This window comes from Roseateles sp., from assembly GCF_036404855.1.
Classification (GTDB): domain Bacteria; phylum Pseudomonadota; class Gammaproteobacteria; order Burkholderiales; family Burkholderiaceae_C; genus Pelomonas.
In genome coordinates this window covers 41,533-62,052 of sequence record NZ_DASWYS010000300.1, presented here as the reverse complement: position 1 = coordinate 62,052, position 20,520 = coordinate 41,533, and the positions used below count along the sequence as shown (strand labels likewise).

The 20,520-nt window shown below is 68.3% G+C and carries 18 protein-coding genes; 10 read left to right on the top strand and 8 right to left on the bottom strand.

What is annotated here, in order from left to right; all coding sequences use genetic code 11:
• Positions 1-399 (top strand): CorA family divalent cation transporter (locus VGF12_RS20025; protein ID WP_331177815.1); only part of this gene is annotated, 399 nt, incomplete at its 5' end.
• Between the two features lie 475 nt (positions 400-874).
• Positions 875-1,744: a ferritin-like domain-containing protein gene (locus VGF12_RS20020; RefSeq protein WP_331177814.1), complete on the top strand. Its 870-nt coding sequence runs from the start codon at positions 875-877 to the stop codon at positions 1,742-1,744.
• A 10-nt stretch (positions 1,745-1,754) separates the two neighbouring features.
• Here the strand turns inward: VGF12_RS20020 and VGF12_RS20015 are convergent, their stop codons facing one another.
• From VGF12_RS20015 to VGF12_RS19990, 6 genes are all read right to left on the bottom strand, one after another.
• Entirely contained in the window at positions 1,755-2,618 is an 864-nt protein-coding gene (locus tag VGF12_RS20015) for a hypothetical protein (RefSeq protein WP_331177813.1), read from the bottom strand.
• A gap of 20 nt (positions 2,619-2,638) precedes the next feature.
• Entirely contained in the window at positions 2,639-3,508 is an 870-nt protein-coding gene (locus VGF12_RS20010; RefSeq protein WP_331177812.1) for an ABC transporter ATP-binding protein, read from the bottom strand.
• Positions 3,505-3,858: a GntR family transcriptional regulator gene (locus VGF12_RS20005; RefSeq protein WP_331177811.1), complete on the bottom strand. Its 354-nt coding sequence runs from the start codon at positions 3,856-3,858 to the stop codon at positions 3,505-3,507. Before VGF12_RS20005 ends, VGF12_RS20010 begins: the two co-directional genes overlap by 4 nt.
• Positions 3,859-3,971: 113 nt before the next feature.
• A complete protein-coding gene (locus tag VGF12_RS20000; protein WP_331177810.1) occupies positions 3,972-5,447 on the bottom strand; it encodes a CHAD domain-containing protein in 1,476 nt (491 codons plus the stop codon).
• Between the two features lie 45 nt (positions 5,448-5,492).
• Positions 5,493-6,155 carry a glutathione S-transferase gene (locus VGF12_RS19995; RefSeq protein WP_331177809.1) on the bottom strand — a complete coding sequence of 221 codons (663 nt, stop codon included), beginning with the start codon at positions 6,153-6,155 and terminating at the stop codon, positions 5,493-5,495.
• 69 nt (positions 6,156-6,224) lie between these two features.
• The gene (locus VGF12_RS19990) at positions 6,225-7,109 is read right to left on the bottom strand and encodes a DMT family transporter (protein WP_331177808.1); all 885 of its coding nucleotides are present in this window, start codon (positions 7,107-7,109) and stop codon (positions 6,225-6,227) included.
• 18 nt (positions 7,110-7,127) lie between these two features.
• On the opposite strand from VGF12_RS19990, the gene VGF12_RS19985 reads away from it, so the two are divergent.
• The gene (locus VGF12_RS19985; protein WP_331177807.1) at positions 7,128-8,285 is read left to right on the top strand and encodes an FAD-binding oxidoreductase; all 1,158 of its coding nucleotides are present in this window, start codon (positions 7,128-7,130) and stop codon (positions 8,283-8,285) included.
• A 6-nt stretch (positions 8,286-8,291) separates the two neighbouring features.
• Here VGF12_RS19985 and VGF12_RS19980 read toward each other — a convergent pair whose 3' ends face one another.
• Positions 8,292-8,915 (bottom strand): glutathione S-transferase family protein, encoded by a 624-nt coding sequence (locus VGF12_RS19980; protein WP_331177806.1) that lies wholly within the window; start codon positions 8,913-8,915, stop codon positions 8,292-8,294.
• 190 nt (positions 8,916-9,105) lie between these two features.
• On the opposite strand from VGF12_RS19980, the gene VGF12_RS19975 reads away from it, so the two are divergent.
• From VGF12_RS19975 to purB, 3 genes are read left to right on the top strand one after another with little or no spacing between them, the layout of a single operon-like run.
• The gene (locus VGF12_RS19975; protein WP_331177805.1) at positions 9,106-10,290 is read left to right on the top strand and encodes a YjgN family protein; all 1,185 of its coding nucleotides are present in this window, start codon (positions 9,106-9,108) and stop codon (positions 10,288-10,290) included.
• The gene (locus tag VGF12_RS19970) at positions 10,290-11,321 is read left to right on the top strand and encodes a M48 family metallopeptidase (RefSeq protein ID WP_331177804.1); all 1,032 of its coding nucleotides are present in this window, start codon (positions 10,290-10,292) and stop codon (positions 11,319-11,321) included. The genes VGF12_RS19975 and VGF12_RS19970 overlap by 1 nt, the downstream gene beginning before the upstream one ends.
• Positions 11,322-11,377: 56 nt before the next feature.
• On the top strand, positions 11,378-12,754 hold the full coding sequence (purB, locus tag VGF12_RS19965; RefSeq protein WP_331177803.1) for an adenylosuccinate lyase: 1,377 nt from the start codon (positions 11,378-11,380) through the stop codon (positions 12,752-12,754).
• A 9-nt stretch (positions 12,755-12,763) separates the two neighbouring features.
• On the opposite strand, the gene VGF12_RS19960 is transcribed toward purB, so the two are convergent.
• Positions 12,764-13,273 carry a GNAT family N-acetyltransferase gene (locus VGF12_RS19960; RefSeq protein ID WP_331177802.1) on the bottom strand — a complete coding sequence of 170 codons (510 nt, stop codon included), beginning with the start codon at positions 13,271-13,273 and terminating at the stop codon, positions 12,764-12,766.
• 73 nt (positions 13,274-13,346) lie between these two features.
• Between VGF12_RS19960 and VGF12_RS19955 the strand changes: the two genes are divergently transcribed.
• From VGF12_RS19955 to VGF12_RS19940, 4 genes are all read left to right on the top strand, one after another.
• Positions 13,347-15,581: a putative bifunctional diguanylate cyclase/phosphodiesterase gene (locus tag VGF12_RS19955; protein WP_331177801.1), complete on the top strand. Its 2,235-nt coding sequence runs from the start codon at positions 13,347-13,349 to the stop codon at positions 15,579-15,581.
• Positions 15,578-16,381: an orotidine-5'-phosphate decarboxylase gene (gene pyrF, locus VGF12_RS19950; RefSeq protein ID WP_331177800.1), complete on the top strand. Its 804-nt coding sequence runs from the start codon at positions 15,578-15,580 to the stop codon at positions 16,379-16,381. Before VGF12_RS19955 ends, pyrF begins: the two co-directional genes overlap by 4 nt.
• An 83-nt stretch (positions 16,382-16,464) precedes the next feature.
• Positions 16,465-19,779: a PAS domain S-box protein gene (locus VGF12_RS19945; protein ID WP_331177799.1), complete on the top strand. Its 3,315-nt coding sequence runs from the start codon at positions 16,465-16,467 to the stop codon at positions 19,777-19,779.
• A gap of 10 nt (positions 19,780-19,789) precedes the next feature.
• Positions 19,790-20,500, top strand: coding sequence for a queuosine precursor transporter (locus tag VGF12_RS19940; protein WP_331177798.1), 711 nt, complete (start codon positions 19,790-19,792; stop codon positions 20,498-20,500).
• Positions 20,501-20,520: the final 20 nt, after the last annotated feature.

The following is a 20,520-nucleotide window of genomic DNA, read 5'->3' as shown; positions in this document are numbered from 1 at the left end:
GGCCGCATCCGCCGCAACGTGATGGACACGCGCCGCGCGGTCAGCTTCATGATGCGCAGCCGCATGCTCAACGCCGAGCAGTTCGAGGAGTCGCGCCAGATCCTGCGCGACATCGACTCGCTGGACTCGCACACGGCCTTCCTGTTCGACAAGATCAACTTCCTGATGGACGCCACGGTCGGCTTCATCAACATCAACCAGAACAAGATCATCAAGATCTTCTCCGTGGCGAGCGTGGCGCTGCTGCCGCCCACGCTGATCGCGTCCATCTACGGCATGAACTTCAGGAACATGCCGGAGCTGGAGTCGGAGTGGGGCTATCCCTTTGCCCTCGGACTGATGCTGCTGTCGGTGGCCGCACCCTTCATCTACTTCCGCCGCAAGGGCTGGCTGAAGTAGCGCCGCCGTCCGCTTTCGCGCGGCCGCCCCAAAAGGCAAGGGCCCATGTCCATCGACATGGGCCCTTCTTGTAAAAGCGGCCGCAGAACGCCTCGAAGCCAACGAGGGAGGGAGGGAGGAGGAGGAGAACGGCTCCGAGATTGCTGCTCTGATCCAGAGAGGTTGCGCGACCCAAATTCGAGGTTGAACGACGAAAACCAGCGCCCTGTGCAGGACTCGGGTTTTCACTGTATGTAGCCTGAGAGTCGTTCCGACGCATGGAGTTCCTGGCCGCTGTACCCAGTTCGGGCGACGTTTGTTGTCGTCATGATTGGGTGTCCGGCGTGGCCACGGCTTTCCACTCCCGCTTTGCAAACAGTGCGCGGCGACGTCCCCGCCAGGGGATGCATGACCCTCACGAATGGACCACCATTGAGGCCCGAAACAGCATGTCGGCGCGAACTTTTAGAATCCCGGCTCTAAACGAGGACCCGCCATGCTTTACCCCGAACTGTTCAAGCAACTCGAAGCCGTGCGCTGGAACATGGACAGCGACATCCCCTGGGACAAGTTCGATCCGACCCTGCTTACCGACGAGCAGGCCCAGACGATCAAGATGAACGCGATCACCGAGTGGTCGGCCCTGCCCGCCACCGAGATGTTCCTGCGCGACAACCGCGAGGACAGCGACTTCTTCGCCTTCATGTCGGTCTGGTTCTTCGAGGAACAAAAGCACAGCCTCGTGCTGATGGAGTACCTGAAGCGCTTCCGCCCCGATCTCGTGCCCACCGAGGCCGAGTTGCACGAGGTGCGTTTCGACTTCGACCCGGCGCCGGCGCTGGAGACGCTGATGCTGCATTTCTGCGGCGAGATCCGCCTGAACCACTGGTACCGCCGTGCCGCCGAGTGGCACACCGAACCGGTCATCAAGGCCATCTACGAGACCCTGTCGCGCGACGAGGCCCGGCATGGTGGCGCCTATCTGCGCTACATGAAGCGCGCCATGGCCAAGTTCGGTGACGAGGCCCGGGCCGCCTTCGCCAAGGTCGGCGTGCTGATGGCCAGCGCCCGCCGCACGGCCCAGGCGCTGCACCCCACCAACCTGCACGTCAACGCCAAGCTGTTCCCACGCGACACCATTCAGAGCCGCCTGCCCGACCCCGAGTGGCTGGAGCGCTGGCTGGACACGCAGATCCAGTTCGACACCGTGTGGGAGAACAAGGTCGTCGAGCGCATCCTTCACAACATGAGCCTGCTGATGGACCGCAGCTTCGCGACCGTTCAGGAACTCAACCGCTTCCGCAAGGAAATGGCGGCACGCATCGTGCCGCCGGCGAACGAAGGCCTGGCCGGCTCGCCGACCTGACCCTCGCCCGTCAACCGGCCCGCGAGCGCTTCGCCACCACCAGGGCGAAGCCCGCGGCGGCCACGGCAGCCCAGCCCAGGAACTGCAGCGAAGCCAGGTCGGCCAGGGCGTGGCCAAAGTCCTGCGTGACCCAGGTCCAAAGATTGACGTCGGTGGACATCAGCGCCTGCTTCAGGCCGGGGCCATCGTGGACCAGCGCACGGCTGAGCTGCGCGTTCCAGGCGCCCAGTGCTTGCATCGGCCAATCGATGCCGTAGACCTTGTCCAGCACCAGCACGATCACCAGGCCGCCGACGAAGACCAGCGGCACGCCCAGGCGCTTGAGCCAGGCCGAAGCGGCCATCAGCACGAAGATCAGCGGTGCCAGCCAGAGCAGCAGCGGCAGCGTGCCCGCCAGGCCGCGCAGCAGCAGCGGCAGCGCGGCGGCGACAACCTCGTTCCAGTTCACGTCCGCGACCACGCCCCCCTGCGCCATCAGCACCGACATCGCGATGGGCAGCCCGAACAGCGCGCCGACGATCGCGCCGCCCAGCGGCGCCAACCAGGCGTGCGCCAGCACCGTGGCCGCCAGGCTCTCACTCGGCCGCCCCGGCAAGGACAGCCAGAACTCGATGGAGCGGTCCTGCACATCGCGGCGTGCCAGGCCGGGCAGCTGAAACAACGCCACCAGCAAGCAGATCGCGAAGACGGCGCAGGCGCTGATCATGAGCATGCCGAGAGCCAGCAGCTCCCGGTGCTCCGTGGGCAGGCCTTGCACATGGCCGAAGGGCAGCATGACGAGGAAAAGGATGGGCGGCGCGAAGGCGGCAATCAGCCAGCCGCGCTTGTGTTGCATCCATTCGCGCAGCAGCAGGGTGGGGATATGGGATGTCATGGCGTCTCCTTGTGGGGCCGTCAGGCCTGCTTGCCGTTCAGCGCCGGGTTGCGGGTCAGCGCCATGAAAAGATCGACGAGGCTCGGCCGCACGCGCTGGCCCAGGCTGGCCACATGCTCTGGCGGCGCACCGTCGAACAGCGACGTCGTGCGGCCCTGCTCGCGGTAGCGCAGCAGCGGATGTGCGGCGGCCATCGCGTCGGCCGCAGCGGGATCATGGTTCAGCGCGACGAAGCGGCGGTCGATGTCTTCCAGGCTGATGGACAGCGCCACGCGCCCCTCGTCCAGCATGATCACGTCGCTCAGCAGTGCCTCGACCTCCTCCACCTGATGGGTCGAGATCAGCACACTACGCTCGCCATCGCACCATTCGTCGATCAGCATCTCGTAGAAGCTCTTGCGCGACACCACGTCCAGGCCCAGCGTCGGCTCGTCCAGGATCATCAGCTTGGCGTCGATGGCTGCGGTCAGCGCCAGATGGGTCTGCGCCACCATGCCCTTGGACAGGCTCTTGATCTTGTCGTTCTCGTTCACGCTGGTGCGCTTGAGCAGCGCGCGAGCGCGCTCGGCCGAGAACCGGGGTTGCAGCCGCGTCATCAGCGTGATCAGCTCGTGGACCTTGGCCCAGCGCGGCAGCACCGCCACGTCGGGGATGTAGCTGAGCTGCTCCAACAGCGTTTGACGGTCCTGCGTGGGCTTGAGGCCCAGCACGGTCATCTCCCCCTGCACGGGCAGCAAGCCCACCAGCGCCTTCATCAGCGAGGTCTTGCCGGCACCGTTGTGGCCCAGCAGCCCCACCACGCGGCCTTTGGGCACGGTGATGGAGATGTCGCTCAGCGCCGTCTTCTTGCCGTAGCGCAGCGTGACGTTCTTGACTTCGATGAGGTTCATGTCGACTCCCAGTTCAGATCTTTCGCGTTCAACCCCAGCCGCTTGAGCTTGGCGCGCAGCGCCGGCCAATCCTTCTGCAGGAACTGTTCGCGCTCCTGGCGCAAGAGCCGTGCGCGGGCACCGTCCTTCACGAACATGCCCAGGCCACGACGCGACTCGATCAGGCCATGGTCGCTGAGTGCCTGCAGCGCCCGAGTGACCGTCAGCGGATTGATGACGTACTGGCTGGCGAGCTGGCGCACCGAGGGCAGGGCCTCGCCTTCCGGGGGGCTGCCGTCGAGCAGTTGAACGGCCAGACGGTCGGCCAACTGCTGGTAGATCGGCGCCTGGTCGGTCCAGGTGGGAGTCATGTGAGCTCCGGGGTGTGTTGCTGATGTAGCACACCATATCTCTGACCCCGGTGCCGACCTAGCTCCGCGCGACAGACTGCAGATTCGGAGGGATGAGCCGGTTCCGCGGTCGGCTAGCGCGGCAGCGGCTCCATGTTGGCCACGGCGGCCAGCTCGTCGCGCGCCCTGCTGCGGGCCCCGGCGAGGCGGGCACTCAGCCAGCCCACTGCGAACCAGGCGGACGGGTCGTTGGCCACCAGCGCCTGATACCGATCGCGGGCGACCACGATGTCGTTGATCTCGCCCAGGGCAAGCTGGGCCGCGGCGAGCGCCCGCAGGTGGCCGGCGGCACGCTTGCGCGGCAGCAGCGGCGCCAGGAACTCGAGCGCGTAGCGCTGGCGCTTCACACGCTTGCGAAGCCGATGCACGGCCGCGGAATCGAGATCGTCGAAACCCCGGCAGCCCTCCGCCAGGGCCTTGTGCCAGCGGCGCAGGCGCTGGCGCGCCAGACGCTTCAGCGTGTCTTGTGGAGCTGCCGCCTCCAGGCCCGCACGCCATGCAATCCAGGCCAACAGCAGGCGCTGCGTCACGTCGCTTCGGATCAGCGCGGCGAGGTCCGAAGTGCCGCCCTCCGTGGGCACGGCCAGCGGCGGCGCGCCAGCCTGTCGCAGCTCGGCAGCAATGCCGCTGGCCAGCAGGTCGCTGTCGCGCGCTCGGCCGAGTTCGGCGAACAGCGCGCGCAGGCCGTCCACCAGCTCGACCGGCGGCTCGGCCACCCACCCACGGAAGGCACTCAGCGCGCTGCGCAGGCGGCGGATGCCGACGCGCACCTGGTGCACATGCTCGGCGCGCAAGCCCACGTCGGCTTCGGCCAAGCCGATGGCATTGCGGCTGACCTGGGCCAGGCACTCGTCGCAGACGACACCAAACGCATGCAGCGCGCTGGCGTCCTTGTCGTAGCGCGGAGGTCGGGCCTTGCGCAACGGCGGGTCAGCCAGCCCGGCAGCGAGGGCGTGACCTCGCTCTGCCTTGTTGCGTGGGTCGTGGATGAGGCCGAAGCGCCGCCGCCATCGCTCCGCCAGGTCCAGCATCGCGACCGGCGAGCCGGACACCAGCTCGAATTCGACCTCGCACAGCCTGCGGGCCTCAGCGCCCGCCTTCAGCCACCCTCGGTCCAATGCGATGTCCACGACGGCACCACGAGTACGCACACGGCGCAGCAGGCGACGCTGCTGAATCTGGAAGCGCAGGACGGCGCCCTGCCCCTGCGCTCCGGCCTGCGCCAGCAACGCCAACAATTGCTGGCCAGGCGCCGTGTCGGCATGTGCCTGCGGATCGGGGCAGGCGTCGGGGCGGACAACCTGATGCTCGAATCGCGTCAGCGCATCAACGCCTGCGGCCTTCAGCCCCTGCACCCAGCGCGGGCCTTCACGGCGCATGCGCCAGGCCAGGCCCGCGCCCGCCAGGCGCTGGTCGGGCGTGTCGAAGTAGGCGTCGATCAGGGACACGCGTCGCGCGGTGCCGCGCTCCATCAGCGCCGCGGCCAGCTCAGCACGCGAGGCAGCCGGCACAAGGAATTTCAGCTCGATCTCAACGTGAGCTGCGTTCACTGGCGCCCCTTCGAGCGGCCGCGCGAGGCTCATCCCAAGACGCCCTCAGGCGCGGTTGGCAGCCAGCGAGCGCTCCTGGTCAGCCTTGCGGTCGGCGACGACCCGCTGCGCTGTCTGGCGCTCGCCAATCAGCTTGGCATAGGGCTTCCAGTCCACACCGCCGGCCTGCAGCAAGTCTTCGCCGTAGATGATCTTGGTGGCCATGCCCACCAGCGGCAGGCTGACCCAGCCGGCGCAATCGGCCATCGTGAAGGCATCACCCGCCAGGTAGGGGGCAAATCGGGCCAGGCGCTTGAAGGCCTGGATGTTCTCGGGCAGCAGGCGCGCAACGCGCTTCTTGGTGCCGTCGCTCACCTGGCCGCCGAAGAAGGCCTCCGCGTACAGCTCGCGCGCGACCAGTTCGAGGTGCAGTTCCACATACGTGATCAGCTCGCGCACCTTGGCGGCCTGGAAGGGGTCCGCCGGGATCAACCGCGGTGTGTCGGGGTAGGCGGCCTCCAGATAGTCGACGATGACCTGGCTCTCGCACAACGCGCCGTGCGGCGTCTTTATGAAGGGCACCTTGCCCAGCGGCGAACAGCTCAGCACGGCCTCGGCGTCGGAATGCGTCTTCACGTACTCCTCGCTGAACGGGATGCCTTTCTCCAGCAGGGCGAGCTTGACTTTGTTGTAGTAGTTCGAGAGCGGGATGCCGCAGAGCGTGATCATGGGTGTCTCCTGGGAATAGGCGCGCAGTCTATGCAGGGTACGTCGGGAAGCCTTGGCGCGGTGGCGACATCAGCGCTTGTTGACGAGCACGATGCCCACCGCCAGCGCCGCGAGCGCCCCTACGAGGCGAGGGCTGACGCCCTCGCCCAGCAGCAGCGCACCGGCGGCCAGACCGAACAGCGGCGTGCTCAGCGTGAAGACGGCGAGCTTGGTGGCCACGTAGTGGCGCACCAGCCAGAACCAGGCCAGATAGCTGGCGAAGGTCACGACAACGGCTTGGAAGCCGAACAGGCCTACGAGGCGCGGCGACCAATCCAGTGGCCGCGCCTCACCGGCGAAGACAGCCGCGGCGCAAAGCGCCAGCGCGGAGACGCCCAGCTGGTAGAGCAGGGTTTTCTCGGCCGGCGCGGCACCCAGCCGGGTGGCACGGATGGCCAGTGTCGTGCCGCCCCACAGCACGGCGGCGGCCACGCCCAGGGCGTCGCCCCACCACTGCAGCGGCGTGCCCGGCGCCGAGAAGCCTTCCGCGAACGCGAAGGCCATCGCGCCGAAGGCCAGCACCAAGCCCCCCCACTGCCGCGCCGACAGCGCCTCGCCACTCGCGATCCACGGCATACCCAGCGCGACGACGAAGGGCGCCAGATAGATGAAGACGACCATGCGCGACGCGCTGGTGTACTGCAAGCCCACGAAGATGCAGGCGAACTCGCCGGCAAACAGCAAGCCCGCCAGCAGGCCGCCCCCGAGACTGCCGTCGCGCTCGAACAGGCGGATGCCTCGCGACAACGACCACAGCCACACCAGCACGCCCGCCACCAGCGAGCGCAGCCCTGCCTGCCACAACGGCCCGATCTCGGTCAGCGCGGCTTTTGCGGCCACCTGGTTGATGCCCCACAGCAGGCAGCACAGCAGGAGCAGGACAACGGCACGGGGGTCGAGATGGGATTGGCGCATGCCCTCTATGCTGCCAGCATGTTCCAAGTGACCGTCATCGGCGGTGGCGTGATGGGCGCCGCCACCGCGTGTTTCCTGGCCCGCGACCACGGCGCGGCCGTGACCGTCGTCGAGCGCGATCCCAGCTATGCGCAAGCCTCCAGCTCGCTGTCGCTGAGCTCCATCCGCCAGCAGTTCTCCCAGCCGGTCAACATGGCGCTGTCACGCTGGAGCATCGAGTTCCTGCGCCGCGCGGCGAGCGAACTGGCGACGGCCGACGACCGTCCAACCCTCGGCCTCGTCGAGCCGGGCTACCTCTATCTGGCAACGGAAGCCGGCGCGGCATCGTTGCGCGAGATGCACCTTCGGCAACGCGCCGCGGGCGTCGACGTCGCGCTGCTGAACCAGGCCGAACTCGTGACCCGCTTCCCATGGCTGGCCGTCGACGACCTCGCACTCGGCTCGCTCGGGCTGAGCGGCGAAGGCTGGTTCGACGGCCCCGCCCTGCACCGCGCCTTCCGGCATAAGGCGCGGAGCTGCGGCGTGCGCTTCGTGCACGCCGAGGCGCTGGACTTCGACAGCCACGGTTGCCGCGTGACTGGTGTCCGCTGCACGGACGGCCGCTGCCTGGGCGGCGATGCCTTCGTCATCACGGCCGGCGCGTGGAGCGCGCCGCTGGGCCGGACGCTGGGCTGCACCCTGCCCGTCACGGCGAAGAAGCGCGATGTCTTCGTACTGGAGACGCCCGCCGCCCTGCCCGGATGCCCGCTGGTCATCGACCCGAGCGGCTTCTGGTTCCGCACCGAGGGCAGGCTGCTCCTGGCCGGCGGCCCGCCGCGCGGCGAGGATACCGACGACCTGCCGCTGCACGGCATCGACCACGGCCTCTTCGAGGACCGGCTCTGGCCCACGCTCGCCGCCCGCGTGCCGGCGCTGGAGGCGCTGCGCGTGCGCTCGGCCTGGGCCGGCTACTACGAGATGAATGCCTTCGACCACAACGGCCTCGCGGGCCGTCTGCCGGGCTGGACCAATGCCTTCACCGCCTGCGGCTTCTCGGGCCACGGCATGCAGCAGTCCCCCGCTGTCGGCCACTCGATGGCACGCCTGGTGGCGGGCCTGGACGCACCGCTGATCGCAGCGCTGACACCGCAGCGCGTGCTCGATGGCCTGCCTCTCATCGAGGCCAATGTCATCTAGGGCCCGTCAGGCCGGCACGGTGTCCATGAAGCTCTGGCGCTGGGCCAGCTTGTCCATGTGCCGCGCCAGATTGGGATGCGCTTCTCGCCAACCGATTTCCGGAAAGCGGAACTCCAGCCAGCCCAGGGCGCAGCCAACGGCGATGTCGGCCAGGGAGAAATGGTTGCCCGAGCACCAGGGCTTGTCGCCCAGGCCCTGGCTCATCGCGGCCAGCGCCGCGGTGACCTTGGTCAGGTTGCGGGCGATCCAAGCCGGACTGCGCTGCTCGGGGGTGCGCTGGGCCCAGGTGCGCTCCAACCGCACGAGGATGCCCGCATCCACGACACCGTCGGCCAGAGCCTCCCAGGTGCGCACCTCGCAGCGCTCGCGGCCACGCTCGGGAATCAGCCGGCCCACCGGCGACAGGGTGTCCACGTATTCGACGATGACACGCGAGTCGAACACCGCACCGGTGATCGAGTCCTGGCCCTCCATGACGAGGCAGGGCACCTTGCCCAGCGGGTTCATCTTGAGGATGGCGTCACTGGCCCAGACGTCTTCCAGCACCAACTGGTAATCGAGCTTCTTCTCGGCCATCACGATGCGCACCTTGCGCACATAAGGGCTGGCGAGAGATCCGATCAACTTCATGGTCATAGGGCAAACACGGGCATCACAAGTCGAAACGATTCTAGCCAGCGCCCCCTTGCAAACCACCCGTGAAAAAGGCCTGTCGGCTGGGGCCGACAGCCACCTCACGCGGGGGTTGCCAGCCAGGCGGACGGCCGCCAAAGTGCTGCCCGGTCCGCCGCGATAGACGGCGGCCCCTCAGGGAGAACCCATGCTCGACATCGACGCCGCTACCACCGCGGCCCCCTCGCCATTGCCGCCCGTTCCGCGTGTCCTAGAAATCCGCTTCACGGGTTCGGGCAGCGAGTATTTCCGCATCTGGGCTGTCAACCTGCTGCTCATCCTTGTGACGCTGGGGCTCTACCTGCCCTTCGCCAAGGCACGGCGCATCCGCTACTTCTATGCGAACACCCTGGTCGATGGACAAGCGCTGGGTTTCCACGGCGACCCAAGGAAGATGTTCCGAGGCTTCTTGCTGCTGGTGGCGATGATGGGCGCGTACAGCCTTGCCGGCCACTTCTCGCCCCTGGCGGCGTTCATCGCCTTCCTGATCCTGTGCGCCATTTGGCCCGCGCTGTGGCGCGCGTCGCTGCAGTTTCGCCTCGGCAATACCAGCTGGCGCGGCCTGCGCATGCGCTTCGAGGGCTCGCTGGCAGATGCCTACCGCGCCTGCGCCCCCAGCTATCTTCCCGCCGTGGCGCTGGTGGGCGCCGCGGCGCTGGTAGGCCCGGACGCGGACGCCGAGGCTGCCCGGGGCTTGACGCCCGCCCTGGTCCTGTACCTCGCCGGAGCGTTGTGCATGGTGCTGCTCGCCCCGTGGTCGCTGGCGCTCTTCAAGCGCTATCAGCACAACGGCTATCGCATTGCCGCACAGCACAGCCGCATCGAGCTGCCGGCAGGTCAGGTCTATCTGCTGGCGCTGAAGACCGTCGGCGTCGCGCTGCTCGCGGTGGCGGTGACCGTGGCAGTGATGGCCGTGCTGTTCTTTGCGGCGCGCACGATGGGAGACAACGGGCGCGCCGCCGGCATCATCTTGACAACCGTCGGGGCCGCGCTCGCCTATGTGCTGGTCTTCGCCGCCGCCTTTCCCTACGGTGCGACCCGTCTGCAGAACCTGGCATGGAACGGCACGCGCAGCGAGGCGCTGAGCTTCAGGAGCCAACTGGAATTCCGCAAGCTGTTCGGGCTCACGCTGAAGAACTGGCTCCTGACCGCGCTGACGCTGAGCCTGTACCGCCCCTTTGCCGCCGTGGCCACGGCTCGGCTGCGTCTGGAGGCCGTGACCATCGCTTGCGAGGGCGACGCGCAGGACTGGGTGGCCGCCGCCCACGCCGGCCATGCTGACGCGACAGGCGACATCGCCGGCGATTTCTTCGGCATCGACATGGGGCTGTGATGCATGCGGCGCCGCGCCTGACCGCCGACTGGTACGACGGCCGCAGCGCCCGCGCGCGGCCTGTCGACGTCTGGCTGGACGGCAAGACGCTGCGCTACGGCGACCAGAGCGCGCCGGTCGCCAGCCTGACCTGGCCCGAACGCCAGCGGCATGGCCAGCGGCAGATCCTGCTGCCCGCGGGCGGGCTGCTGAGCTTTGCGGATGCCGGTGCCTTCGACGCCTGGGCCCAGGCGTCGGGCCGCAGCGACAGTGCCGTGGTGCAGTGGCAGCAGAGCTGGCGCCTGGCGGCGCTGTCGCTGGCGCTGCTGGTGGCGGGCCTGGCAGCCGGCTATCGGTGGGGGTTGCCGTGGGGGGTGAACGTGGCCGTGGATGCCATGCCCCGCACGGTGGAGCAGAAGCTGGGCGGGCACCTGCTGGGCCGCCTGGATCAGCAATGGCTCAAGCCCAGCCGACTGCCGGCCGAGGCGCAACGCGCCTGGCGCGCGCGCTGGGCTGCCATGCTGCAGCAGGCCCGCCAGGCGGGGGGGCCGGCGGTGCCAGAACAATTCGCGGTCCACTTCCGCGACGGCGGCAAGGCGCTGGGGCCGAATGCCTTCGCGCTGCCAGGGGGCGACGTCGTCCTCACCGACGAGCTGCTGAAATTGCTGGACGACACGCCCGACGCGGCGCTGACCGTGCTGGCGCACGAACTGGGGCACGTCCAGCACCGTCACGGGCTGCGCATGCTGCTGCACGCAGGCGCCATCGGGGTAGTGGCATCAGTCATCGTGGGGGACTTCTCCACGCTGCTGGCCGCCGCGCCTGCGCTGCTGGCCAGCAATGCCTACTCGCGGGACAACGAACGCGAGGCTGACTTCTACGCCCGAGCCCTGGCGCGGGCGGGCGGCGTGGACCCGTCGCGCATGGCGGTGTTCTTCGAGCGCGTGGCGCACAAGAAGCGCAGCGACGAGACACCGCAAAGCCCGATCGCCATCGCGATTTCGACACATCCGGCCGACGAAGAGCGTGTGAAGTTCTTCAGCGAGCGCTGACCCGGTTCGCGGCCGACTTCTAGAATTGCGGGTTTTCCACGACCCGCCGGCCCGCCATGACCACGACCGACTTCAACCCGATCAGCGCCCTGTCGCCGCTGGATGGCCGCTACGCCACCAAGGTGGCCGCGTTGCGTCCGCTGCTTTCCGAGTACGGGCTGATGCACCGCCGCGTTCAGGTCGAAGTGGAATGGTTCATCGCGCTGTCGGATGCCGGCTTCAAGGAATTCAAGCCGCTGTCCAGCGCGGCGCGCTCGCGCCTGCGCCGCCTCGTCAAGAAGTTCTCCGAGGCCGATGCCGAGGAGATCAAGGCCATCGAACGCACGACCAACCACGACGTGAAGGCCGTGGAGTACTGGATCAAGCGCAGCTTTGAGGGCCAGCCCGAACTGCTGGCTGCGGCTGAGTTCGTGCACTTTGCCTGCACCAGCGAAGACATCAACAACACCAGCCATGCGCTGATGCTGAAGGCCGCGCGCGACGAGGTCATGCTGCCGGCGCTGGATGGCATCGTCGCCACGCTGCGCAAGATGGCGCATCAGTTCGCCGCGACGCCGATGCTGAGCCGCACGCATGGCCAGACGGCCAGCCCGACGACGGTGGGCAAGGAGATCGCCAACGTCGTCGCTCGCCTGGTCACCGCGCGTGCGCGCATCGCCGCCGTCAAGCCCCTGGCCAAGATGAACGGCGCAGTGGGCAACTTCAATGCCCACCTGTCGGCCTGGCCCAAGCACGACTGGGAGAGCTTTTCCAAGAGCGTCATCGAGAAGCAGCTGAAGCTGACCTTCAACCCGTACACCATCCAGATCGAACCGCACGACTACATGGCCGAGCTGTTCGACGCGTTCACGCGTGCCAACACCATCCTCATCGACTGGTCGCGCGACGTCTGGGGCTATATCTCGCTGGGCTACTTCAAGCAGAAGACCAAGGCCGGCGAGATCGGCAGCTCGACGATGCCGCACAAGGTCAACCCCATCGACTTCGAGAACGCGGAGGGCAACTTCGGCCTGGCCAGCGCCGTGCTGACGCACCTGAGCCAGAAGCTGCCGGTGAGCCGGTGGCAGCGCGACCTGACGGACTCCACGGTGCTGCGCAACATGGGCGTGGGCCTCGGCTACGCGCTGCTGGGCTACGACTCGCTGGCCAAAGGCCTGGGCAAGCTGGAAGTGAACGAGGCCGCGCTGGCCGACGACCTCGACGCCGCCTGGGAAGTGCTGGCCGAACCGATCCAGACCGTCATGCGCCGCTTCGGCCTGCCCAACCCCTACGAGCAGCTCAAGGAGCTGACGCGCGGCAAGGCCATTACGCAGGAGTCCATCCGCGCCTTCATCGAAGGCCTGGAACTGCCCAAGGCCGAGAAAGCCCGGCTGCTGAAGATGACCCCGGGCTCCTACACCGGGCTGGCGCAAGACCTGGCCAAGCGCGTCTGACGCGCGCGCCTAGAGCGCCAACCGGAAGACTCTCGAGGGCCCGCTGTAGCCCTCGAGTTGCTCCTGGCCCTGCTCGACGAAGCCCAGCTTGAGGAGCAGGGCCACGCTGGGCGGGTTGTCGACGGCGGTGATGGCCATCAGCGTGGGCCAGCCCAGCACCGCCTTCGCATGGGCCACACAGGCCCGCGCGGCCTCCAGCGCATAGCCACGGCCCTCGTGCTCGGCCAGCAGTGCGTAGCCGAGATCAGGCTCGGGCAACGCCGCTCGCTTGAACAGCCCGCACATGCCAAGCAGCGCACCGTCCTCGCGCCGCTGCACGGCCCAGAAACCGTGACCCAGTTCTCGATAGGCCTTGAAGAGCCGGCCCTCGGCCCAGGTCAGCGCGTCGTCGACGCTGCGCACGCCGGGGTCGTTGATGTTGCGTATCCAACCCGGCTCGTTGACCAGGCGAAGCAGGAAGGGCGCGTCAAGCGGTGTGAATTCACGCAGCGCCAAGCGTTCGGTGACGAGGATGTGCATGAGGTCAGACAATAACCGGTCATGCTCCAATCCTTGCCAGACAGACCGACCGCCGCCGCCCACTAGCCTCTTCATGAGCCTCGCGCCCGACACCAGCGACAACCCCGCGCTCCGCCAAGCCCTGCGCGAGCTGGACGTCATTCTGGCCAACGCGGGTGTCGGCGTCGTTTTCGTGAAGGCACGCACGCTGGTGCGCTGCAACCAGCGCTACGCCGAGATCTACGGCTTCGACAGCCCGGAGGCGGCCATCGGCCGCAGCAGCGTGGAGCTGTATGAGAGCGAGGAAGAGGCTCGCAGCCTGGGGCGTCGCGCCTATCCGGTGCTGGCGGCCGGCGAGACCTTCCGCATCGAGCAATTGATGCTGCGCCAGAACGGCGAGCGGATCTGGACCCAGCTGACCGGCCGCCTCATCAACCCCGACGACCCGGCGGACGGCTCGATCTGGATCGTCGACGACATCAGCGAGCGCAAGCTGGCCGATGCTGCGCTGGCCGACCTGCATGCCGAGCAGCAGCTCATCTTCGACCATGCCATGGTCGGCATCGTCTTCCTGCGCGGCCGCCGCGTGACGCGCTGCAACCGCGCCTTCGAGCAGCTCTTCGGCTACGGGCCGGGCGAGCTCGACGGCCAGCTCTCGCGGGTCTGGTACCTCAGCGAAGAGGACTGGAAGGCTGCCGGGGACCGTTGCTACGAGCCGCTGTCGCGCGGCGATTCCTTTCATGCCGAGATGCTGCTCGTCCGCAAGGACGGCACGCCCATCTTCTGCGAGGTGCGCAGCAAGGCCATTGACCGCAGCGACCTGTCGCGAGGCTCGATCTGGATCACGCAGGACATCACCGCCCGCAAGCAGGCTGAGCAAGACCTGGTTCAGTCCAAGGCCCAGCTCGAGGCCCTCGTCACCCAGCGCACCGAACAGCTCAGCCAGACCGTGGCGGCGCTGGAGCTCAAGGTCGCCGAGCAGCAAGCCGCTGAGGCCCGTGCCGAGCGGCTGGCGCTGTTCGATGCGCTGACCGGCCTGCCCAACCGCCATCTGCTCGCTGACCGAGCCAGCCAGGCCATCGACATCGCCCGCCGCAGCGACGAACCGCTGGCGGTGCTCTTCCTGGATCTGGACCATTTCAAGAACGTCAACGACTCCCTGGGTCACCGCGTCGGCGACAGCCTGCTGACCCAGCTCGCCGCGCGGCTGCGCGGCGCCGTGCGAGAGCAGGACACGGTGGCGCGCATGGGCGGCGACGAGTTCGTGCTGGTGCTGCCGCTGACCGACATCGCCGGCGCCGCCCACCTGGCCACCAAGCTGATGGCGCTGGCCAGCGCGCCGTTCCAGGTCAACCAGCAGGAGCTGACCGTCACTCCGTCCATGGGCATCGCGATGTTCCCGACGGATGGCGACGACTTCGAGACCCTGTGCAAATGCGCCGACGCGGCCATGTTCCGCGCCAAGCGCGATGGACGCAACGCCTACCGCTTCTTCACTAGCGAGATGCAGGCCCAGTCGGCGCGCGCGCTGCAGCTGGAGAACGCGCTGCGCCGCGCGCAGGAGCGCCAGCAGCTCAGTCTGCACTACCAGCCTCAGTTCGCGCTGGACGCGCACGGCGAGACCCACATCGTCGGCGCAGAGGCCCTGCTGCGCTGGCACCACCCCGAGCTGGGATGGGTGTCCCCCGCCGAGTTCATTCCCGTTGCCGAAGCCTCCGGGCTGATCCTGCCCATCGGCGAATGGGTGTTGAAGGAAGCCCTCTCCCAGCTGCTGCGCTGGGACCGGTCCGGCCTGCCCGAGCTGACCATGGCCGTCAATCTGTCGGCCGTGCAGTTCCGCCACGACGACCTGCCGTCGCTCGTGGGCCGCGTGCTCGAGGAGGTCGGCATGCCGGCACAGCGCCTGGAGCTGGAGCTGACCGAAGGCGCCGCGATGGACAACCCGATCGTCGCCATCACGGTCATGAACGAGCTGCATGCCCGAGGCGTACAGCTGTCCATCGACGACTTCGGCACGGGCTACTCGTCGCTCAGCCATCTGAAGCGCTTCCGCGTGAGCAAGCTCAAGATCGACCAGTCCTTCGTGCGCGACCTGACCGAGGACGCCGAGGATCGCGCCATCGTCGACGCCGTCATCCGCATGGCGGGCGCCCTGGGCCTGCAGACGCTGGCGGAGGGCGTCGAGACCGAAGGCCAGCTCGCCTTCCTGCGCCGCCAGGGCTGCCATGCCGTGCAGGGCTATCTGTTCAGCCGCCCGCTGCCGGCAGAGGCTTTTGCAGAATTCGTGCTGGCCCGCACCGCCCCCATCTCCGCCTTTGCCCTGACATGACGACTTTTGTTGCCCAGCTCCAAGCCCGCCCCTCCTCCCGCCTCTGCGTCGGTCTCGATCCCGAGCCCAGCAAGCTGCCGGGCGCCTGGGCCGGCGATGCGTCCAAGATCTACGACTTCTGTGCGGCCATCGTCGACGCGACGCACGACCTCGTCTGCGCCTTCAAGCCGCAGATCGCCTACTTCGCCGCCCACCGTGCCGAGGCGCAGCTGGAGCGCCTGATCGCCCACATCCACGCCGTCGCTCCCGGCGTGCCCGTCATCCTCGACGCCAAGCGCGGCGACATCGGCTCCACCGCCGAGCAGTACGCCCGCGAGGCCTTCGAGCGCTACCAGGCCGATGCCGTCACGCTGTCTCCCTTCATGGGCTTCGACAGCGTCGAGCCCTACCTCGCCTATGAGGGCAAGGGCGCCATCCTGCTCTGCCGCACTTCCAACAAGGGCGGCGACGACTGGCAGATGCAGCGCCTGGCCGACGTACCCGGCCAGCCCCGCCTGTTCGAGCACCTGGCGCATCTCGCCGAGACGCAGTGGAACCGCAACGGTCAGCTGGGCCTGGTTGTTGGCGCGACCTATCCGGGCGAGATTGCCCGCGTGCGCGAACTCGCGCCCACGCTGCCCCTGCTGGTGCCCGGCGTCGGCGCCCAGGGCGGTGACGCCGCGGCCGTCGTCCAGGCGGCGGGCCGCACGGCGCCCCTGGTCGTGAACTCCTCGCGCGCCATCCTCTACGCCAGCAGCGGCGCGGATTTCGCGGCCCGCGCCCGCGACGTCGCCGAGACCACAAGACGGGCCCTCGCCTGAGATGAGCCGGCCGGCACGCCCACTCCGCTCACTGCTCCCCGAGGGGGCGCGTCAGCGCCTTTGGGCGGCCGGGCGGCACTGACATGGCCCGAGCCGGCGACGACATCAGCAGCCTCGTCGGCCCTGCAGCGCCGCCCGAGCAGCAGCGCATGCGCCTGGCCACCAGCATGCGCTGGCATGCGGCGCGCGTCTTCCTGCTGGCCTGCGGACCCATCCTGCTGCCCGTGGCCGCACTGCTCTGGATCACCCGCCAGCCGGGCGAATGGATGGAGGGATGGCTGCCGCCACTGCTGGCGGTCCTGATCTCGGTGCTGGCCTTCCTGCGCCTGATCACGCTGTCTCGCAAACCGCGACGCGAGCCCCGGCCGGCCGTCGCGCTGATGATGATGTGCCTCGTCATCGCGCTGCCAGTGACCGTGGCAGTGTCGCGCGACCTCGGCCTGTGGACGCTGGGCCTGGGTGCGGCGGGCCTGATCGTGACCTTCGCCACCGGCATGCTGGGGCTGGGCGCGGGCCTGCTGCTGACCGTGCTGGCCGGCGGCGCGCTTGCCGGGCTGGCCATCGCCGAGGTCCTGGGCTGGACCACCCATCCCACGGCCATGAACAGCCTGGCGCTGCGTGTCGTCATGCAGTTCAGCCTGCTGGGTGCAGGCCTGATCGCCGGCGTCGGGCTGCTGAGGATGGTGCAGCGCTCGCTGGTGGAGGCCGAGGAGCGCACGACACGGTTTCGCGGTCTGTTGAGCATGGCGGTGGACTGGTACTGGGAGATGGACCGCGAGTACCGCTTCACCCACATCGACGAGGAGCGGTTGGGCAGCTCCGGCCTGGACGTGGAGGCCTGCCTGGGCAAGACGCCCTGGGAGATCGACGGCATGGGTCTGTCGGACGACGAGCTCGACGCTCATCGCGCCGACCTCGAATCGCGCCGCCCGTTCCACGGCATCGTGGCCCGGCGCGCCGGCAGCGACGGCAGCGCGCTCTGGGTCTCCATCAGCGGCGAGCCGCGTTTCGACGCGCAGGGCAACTTCCGCGGCTACTGGGGCGTGGGGCGCGACGTGACGGGCGAGGTGGCCGCCGAACAAACCGTGCAGGCCACCGAGACGCGCTACCGCGAGTTGTTTCGCCGCTCGCCCAGCCCACTGGTGCTGCACCGCTGGGGCCGCGTCGTCGACGCCAACCCCGCCGCCATGGCCATGTTCGGCTACGCGCAGCGCTCCAGCATGATTGGCCAGGACCTGTTCAGCCACTACGAGCCAGGCGACGACGAGACCGCGCGCCAACAGGCCGCGCGGCTCGAGGGCATGGCCCCAGGTGCCATGCAGCCCATGGCCGAGTACCGGCTACGCACGCTCTCGCGGCGCCGCCGACTCGTGCAGGCCACCAGCGTGCGCGTTGAGACGGCTTCAGGTCCGGCCACGCTGACCTTCTTCACCGACCAGACCGAGCAGAGCCGCGCACAGGATGCGCTGCGCCGCTCTGAAGGCCTGCTGTCGCACCTGGTGGCCACCAGCCCCGACGTCATCACCTTGACCGAGGCCGAGAGCGGACGCTACGCGATGGTCAACAAGGCCTTCGAGGCGCTCACCGGCTGGGACAGCGCCGAGGTGCTTGGGCGCACGTCCGACGAGATCGGCATCTGGCACAACCCGGCCGATCGCACCGCGATCCGCGAAGCAATCCGCCGCGATGGCACGGCCAGCAACGTGCCCATCAGTTTCCGCCGCAAGGACGGCAGCGCCGTCTCCATGCTGGTGTCCGTCGCGCCCTTCGAAATGGACGGCCAGAGCTATCTCGTGCTGTACGCCCGCGACGTGAGCGAGAGTGAGCGCACCCGCCTCGTGCATGGCGCCATTCTGGAGAATGCGTCCATCGGCATCGCGCTGACGCGCGACCATCAGTTTGTGCTGGCCAACCCGCGCATCGAGTCCATGTTCGGCTGGGCGCGCGGCGCGCTGCTGGGCCAGCATGGCAGCGTCGTCTGGCCCAGCGTCGAGGAGTGGCAGTCGGTCGGCCGCGACCTGGGCGCCGCGCTGGCGGCCGGTGAGCAGGTCGAGACCGAGCGCACCATGCGCCGCCGCGACGGCTCCACGTTCCTGGCCCGCCTGCTGGCCCAGGCCGTCGACCCGGCCCACCCCAGCCGCGGCGGCACCATCTGGATCATCGAGGACGTCACAGAGCGCCGCCGCGTCGAGGGCCAGCTCGCTCAGGCCAAGGATGAGGCCCAGGCCGCCAGCCGCGCCAAGAGTGCCTTTCTCGCCAACACCAGCCACGAGATCCGCACGCCTCTCAACGGCCTGCTGGGCCTGGGCCGCCTGGCCCAGCAGCTCGACATCTCCGAGACCCAGCGGCGCGACTACCTCAACCAGATGATGGACAGCGCCGAGAGCCTCTCCGGCCTGATTTCGGACATCCTTGACTTGTCCAAGATCGAGGCCGGGCGCCTCACGCTGGAGACCCAACCCTTCTCGCTGCGCGAGCTGCTCGCCTCCATCCGCCTGGCCTACCTGACGCTGGCACAGGCGCGCGGCCTGAGCTTCGCGGTCGAGATCGATCCGGCCCTGCCGGCCTGGGTCTTCGGCGACCCGCTGCGCACGCGCCAGATCCTGTCCAACTACCTGACCAACGCGCTCAAGTTCACCCAGGCCGGCGGCATCACCGTCAGCGTCCGCGCGATGGCCGTGAATGCCCGCGGCAGCGCCGGCGAGTGGGTCCACATCGAGGTGCGCGACACCGGTGCCGGCATCGCGCCCGAGCAGCAAAGCCGCCTCTTCCAGCCCTTCACGCAAGCCGACGAATCGACGACGCGGCGCTTTGGCGGCACGGGCCTGGGTCTCTCCATCTGCCGCGAGCTGGCCTCGCTGATGGGCGGCGAGGTCGGCGTCGACAGCGTGCCGGGCAAGGGCTCGGCCTTCTGGGCCGAGTTGCCGCTGCCCGCCGCACCGGCTCCCATGCCCCACCAGCCACGCGAGCCGCGCACCCAGGGCGGCCCCAGCGAGGCCGCCCTGCAGGGGCGGCGCGTACTCATCGCCGAGGACCACCCGGTCAACATGCTGATCGCCGTTGCCCAGCTGGAGCAATGGGGCATGGAGGTCGCCCAGGCCAGCGACGGCCGCCAGGCCATCGAGGCAGTACTGGCGGCGGCCAGCGTCGGCAAGCCGTTCGACATCGTGCTGATGGACGTGCAGATGCCCGTCATGGGCGGGCATGACGCGACCCGCGAGCTGCGCAAGCATTTCTCGGCCGAGCAGTTGCCCATCGTCGCGCTGACGGCAGCGGCGCTGGTGTCAGAGCGCGATGATGCGTTCGCCGCCGGCATGAACGACTTTCTGACCAAGCCCATCGACACGCCAAAGCTGCACCAGACACTGCTGAAACTCACCGGACGCCACCAAGCCTGAAGGAGCACGCATGAACCAGCCGCCCCGATCCTTCAAGTACTACGACTTGATCATGGCGGCGTTCGTCTGCGTGCTGCTGTGCTCCAACCTGATCGGTGCGGCCAAGGCGGCGCAGCTGACGCTGCCGGTGTTCGGCACGGTCACCTTCGGCGCCGACCTGTTCTTCTTCCCGATCAGCTACATCTTCGGCGACGTGCTGACCGAGGTCTACGGCTATGGCCGCGACCGGCGGGTCGTCTGGGCGGGCTTCGGTGCGCTGCTATTCGCGGCCTTCATGGCGTTCGTTGTCGTGCACCTGCCGCCAGCACAGAACGAGTTCATGGCTGTCTACCAGCCGCAGATCGAAGCGGTGTTCGGCAACACCTGGCGCATCGTCGCCGGCTCCATGATCGCGTTCGCCTGCGGCAGCTTCGTCAACAGCTACGTGCTGGCGAAGATGAAGGTCGCAACGCAGGGTCGCTTTCTGTGGGCGCGAGTCGTGGGCTCCACCGTCGTGGGTCAGTTCGTCGACACGGGACTCTTCTTCCTGATCGCGTTCTGGGGCATCTGGCCGCACGAACAGCTGATGGCCGTCATCGTCAGCCAGTACCTGTTCAAGACGATCTGGGAGGCCGTCATGTACCCGGCGACCGCAAAGGCCGTCGCCTTCCTGAAGCGCGCCGAGGGCGTGGACCACTACGACCGCGGCACCGACTTCAATCCGTTCTCGATCAAAGTCTGAGCGCCCGTAAGGTATGAAAA